The sequence below is a fragment of the Pseudoduganella sp. RAF53_2 genome (genome assembly GCF_052113985.1).
GTDB lineage: Bacteria > Pseudomonadota > Gammaproteobacteria > Burkholderiales > Burkholderiaceae_D > Rugamonas.
The window spans coordinates 1-4,024 of record NZ_JBFRDW010000570.1; the positions used below are offsets into that span (position 1 = coordinate 1).

The 4,024-nt window shown below is 60.5% G+C and carries 7 protein-coding genes; 2 read left to right on the forward strand and 5 right to left on the reverse strand.

All coding sequences use genetic code 11. The features are described 5' to 3' along the window. Both AB4Z11_RS25505 and AB4Z11_RS25510 read left to right on the forward strand, forming a co-directional pair. A partial coding sequence (locus tag AB4Z11_RS25505; RefSeq protein ID WP_442028599.1) for a tautomerase family protein occupies positions 1-120 on the forward strand: 120 nt, incomplete at its 5' end. 32 nt (positions 121-152) lie between these two features. Beyond that, positions 153-707, forward strand: a complete 555-nt coding sequence (locus AB4Z11_RS25510) for a flavodoxin family protein (protein WP_442028589.1) — start codon at positions 153-155, stop codon at positions 705-707. On the opposite strand, the gene AB4Z11_RS25515 is transcribed toward AB4Z11_RS25510, so the two are convergent. From AB4Z11_RS25515 to AB4Z11_RS25535, 5 genes are all read right to left on the reverse strand, one after another. Beyond that, positions 704-988, reverse strand: coding sequence for a CzcE family metal-binding protein (locus AB4Z11_RS25515; protein ID WP_442028590.1), 285 nt, complete (start codon positions 986-988; stop codon positions 704-706). The genes AB4Z11_RS25510 and AB4Z11_RS25515 overlap by 4 nt on opposite strands. Before the next feature lie 12 nt (positions 989-1,000). Next, positions 1,001-2,041, reverse strand: a complete 1,041-nt coding sequence (locus AB4Z11_RS25520; protein ID WP_442028592.1) for a porin — start codon at positions 2,039-2,041, stop codon at positions 1,001-1,003. 194 nt (positions 2,042-2,235) lie between these two features. Then, entirely contained in the window at positions 2,236-3,174 is a 939-nt protein-coding gene (locus AB4Z11_RS25525) for an enoyl-CoA hydratase/isomerase family protein (protein WP_442028594.1), read from the reverse strand. A gap of 15 nt (positions 3,175-3,189) precedes the next feature. Further along, complete coding sequence (locus AB4Z11_RS25530; RefSeq protein ID WP_442028596.1) at positions 3,190-3,825, reverse strand: DsbA family protein; 636 nt, start codon at positions 3,823-3,825, stop codon at positions 3,190-3,192. A gap of 11 nt (positions 3,826-3,836) precedes the next feature. Beyond that, positions 3,837-4,024, reverse strand: a 188-nt coding sequence (locus tag AB4Z11_RS25535; protein ID WP_442028598.1) for an SDR family oxidoreductase, incomplete at its 5' end; no start/stop codon positions are given.

Below are 4,024 nucleotides of genomic sequence, written 5' to 3' on the forward strand. Positions count from 1 at the left end.
CTGAACAAGAACCCTGCCACCACCTTCGTCATCATCGATGAAGTGGAAACCGACAATTGGGGCATCGGCTACGACAACGTCACGACCCTGCGCAAACAGGCCGCGGACGCCAAGAAATGAGCCTCTTTGACTTCTTTAAAAGGAAACCGGTCATGAACTCCGATATCGTCATCGTGTATCACAGCGGCTACGGCCACACCAGCAAAGTAGCGGAAGCAGTAGCCGCAGGCAGCGGCGGCAAGCTGCTCGCCATTGACGCCAACGGTGACTTGCCGGAAGGCGCATGGGATGTGCTGAACGCAGCCAAAGCCATCATCTTCGGCAGCCCGACCTACATGGGCAACGTAAGCTGGCAGTTCAAGAAGTTCGCGGACCAGTCGTCGAAGGTGTGGTTCAACCAGGGCTGGAAGGACAAGCTGGGCGCGGCCTTCACCAACTCCGCGTCCGTGGCCGGCGACAAGCAGACCACCCTGTACACCATGTTCACCCTGGCGCAGCAGCACGGCATGCTGTGGGCGGGCACCGGCATGATGCCGTCCAACTCCAAAGCAGCGAAGCGCGACGACATCAACTACCTGTCCTCCTTCGCCGGCCTGGCCACCGCCTCGCCATCCGACGCATCGGCTGATGAAGTCCCCCACGGCGACCTGGCCACCGCCAAACTGTTCGGCGAACGCATCGCCAGCGCCACCCGCCGCCTGGCTTAATTGCGGTACAGCGGGTTCGGTGCGACGTAGGCGCGCACTGAGCCCACGTTCACGCCTTCCGGCGCGACCTTGCTCAGTTCAATCGACGAGCGGTTTGGCCAGACGGAAACGTGCCAGGTGAACTCCTGGCCGTTTGCTTTGATCTGCACCGTTTCACCATCCGTGACGTTGACCCACTTGGTATCGGCGTCGATGTCAATGGTCCGGACGCCGGAATCGTCCGCGTGCGCGCTGGCAGCCAGCACGGCGAAAACGGCAGCGGCATATTTAAGCTTCAGCATAAAAATCTCCTTTTAGAATGAATGGCGAATGCCGAGGTTGAAGGCGGAGTCGCCGCTGCCCGCTTCGGAATCGTTGCCGACCGTGTAGCCCGCGCCGTTCTTGTTGTGGATCTTTGCGTAAGCGACGTAAGTGCTGGTGCGCCTGGACCAGGCGTAGGAGTAGCCGAAGCCCAGCTGGTTCGCGTCCTGATCCCATTGCTTGTCGTCCTTGCGGATATAGGAAGTCATGATCGTTCCGCGCTCACCGACGGGAATCGTGGCGCCGATCAGCAAATCGTGGCTGTCGGTCGTGGGCTTCGGCGCGTCCTTGTAGCCGTAGGCGTTTACCACCGGCAGCACGGCGCTGTTGAAACCTTTATCGACGCCATACGCGAAGAAGGCTTTGACCACTTTGAAGTCATAGTTCGCCACCAGCAGCACGTTATGTCCTAGGTCATGCTTCACGGCGGGCGCGCTGTCGCTGTTGCGGTTGTTGTAGACCAGGCGCGCATTCAGATCGCCATTGCTGTACGAGATCGCTGCGCCGTATTGACGGCCTGCTGACTGGTTGTCCGCTTGCTCACCCAGCGCGTAAGTGACCTCACCGGAGAGTCCCTGATACGACGGCGTGGCATACGCGATCGTGTTGCTGGTGCGCGTGTTCGGTCCGGCCAGCGGGAACAGATTCTTCGAGCTGCCTGCGTAACCGAGGCCGAAGGGATCGCCGACTTCACCCAACGCCTTATACATCGTGGTCTTCTGACGCCCAAGCGTCAGCGTGCCGTATTGATCGCTGCTCAGGCCAACGAGGGCCTGGCGGTTGGCGATGGAGCCGGCGACGTCGGACTCGCCGGTATCTACCTTGATGCCGGATTCCAGAATGAACAGCGCCTTCAGGCCGCCACCCAGATCCTCGGTCCCCTTGAAGCCCAGACGCGATGCCGATCCGACACCGCTCGTAACCTTGTTGACGCTTCCCGCCACACCGCCGCGCTCAGCGACGACGCCCGCATCCACAATCCCGTAAATGGACACATTCGACTGCGCATGCGCCCCCGCAGCCACGCAGCTCACAGCCGCGGCTCCCAATAACCTCTTATACATACCCTGCCTCTTTGCGATTAACGTGGACAAAAGCGATCGGCGCCGATCAGCGAGAGGCAGTATAGAAAGCCACCAATTACAAAAAGATTACGCAGCCATTACAGTACACAACTCCCCAAAAAAAAATCCCGGCCGGGGCCGGGAAAAATGGGAGCCAGAATCGCTTACTTCCTGAATTCTGCGGTGCGTTTGCCGAGGTCCTTGTAGATCGAGGTGTCCTTCTGCAAGCCCTGTTTGACGAGGGCGCCGACACGTTCCTGCGCTGCGGGCCGCTGCACGGTCTTGATGAAGGTATCCCAGTTCGGCTGCATTTCCGAATCCGGCGGCAGGCTGGCCAGGTTCACCAGCTTCTTGGTTTCGACTACGGCGGTGCGGTCAAAGGATGCGATGCGGGTTGCGAGCGCATCGACGAAACCATCCAGCTCCGCATCGGGCAAGGCGCGGTTCACGTAGCCATATTTCTCGGCCAATTCGCCATTGATGTCATCCGAGCCTATCAGGATTTCCATGGCGCGGCCACGGCCGACCAGCCGCGGCAAGCGGGCCATCGGACCACCGCCTGGCGCAAAGCCGGCGCCTACTTCCCATTGCGACAGCACGGCTTTCTCGCGGCTGGCGAAGCGCATGTCCGCAGCCAGGGCCAGCTCGGAGCCGATACCCGTAGCTCGGCCGCGGATCGACACAATGGTCACGGGCGCCAGGCGGGCGAAGCGCACCATGAAATCGGGCACCGGATGCATGCCGGTCGGGCCAGGCGGCATGCTGGTGGAATCTTCCAGAGGCTTCAGCAAGTCGTAGTGCGCGATGAACTGGTCCGGCACAGCGCTGTCGACAACGACCACCTGCACGTTCGGATCGGCTTCGATCTGTTCCAGGATTTTCACCAGCTCGCGCACTTCGGCAGGACCAACAATGTTCAGCGGCGGATTGTTCAGCGTGATTTTCCAGTACGCCGCGCTTTTCTTCGTCAGCAAAATCTTGGCGGAGGCGGCAGGGGCTTGCGCACCAGCCTTCTGCGCCGGAGCACCTTCCGCCATCGCGACAGCACTGGCCGAGAGCGCCAGGCCCGCGGCAATCGCCGCAATCATCGCTTTCACCTTCATGATCATCTCCTTTGATTACCGGGCCAGTGCCGCACGCAGTTGCTGATCCAGCTGCTGGGCGTGTGCATAGCCTGGACTTACCTGAATGAGTTCTTTACCGTTATCCAGCAGCAGCGTCGGGAAGCTGTTGATGCCCATGCCGCGAGCCTTGACGAAGTCGTTACGGGTTTCAGCGACCGTTGCTGCATCGTTGAACGCAGCGAAGAAGGCTTCGTCGCTTACATCGAAACCCTGCTTGCGCAGCGCTGCGGCGCCGACTTCGGACAGCACTTTGYCGTCCGTGGTGTTGCGGCCTTCAGCGTAGAAGGCGTGCTGCAAGGCGCGGAACACGGCCAGGTTGTCGGACGCTGGCTGAACGCGGCGAGCGGCAACCACAGCTCGGCACACCGGCTCCGTGTCGTACACGAAGTCTTCCAGCGCCATGAAGGCATCGCGGTTGAACGGCAAGCCGCTCGCTGCTTCGACGCGGGCCCAATGGCCGAGACGGAATTGTTTGCCTTCTTTGGTCAGAAGCTCAGTGCCGCCGGCACGTAGACCGCCGACGATAATCTCCACGTCCAGATTCGGGTGCATTGTCTTCAGCTGGGTCATTTCCTTGCCGAAGCCATAGCACCAGGAGCACATTGGGTCGCCAACAAAAATCAGTTTCATGTTCATTCTCCTTACCAGGTACCGGTGGCCATGCCGCCGTCGACGGCCAGCACTGTGCCGGTGGTGAAATTGGAATCGGTCAGGTACAGCACCGCATCGACGATGTCCTGATCGGAGCCGATCTGGCCCGTCGGCGACAGCGCCTTCAGGAAGTTCTGAGTGCCTTCGTCCTTGCCGTGCATTGGGGTCTGGATAATGC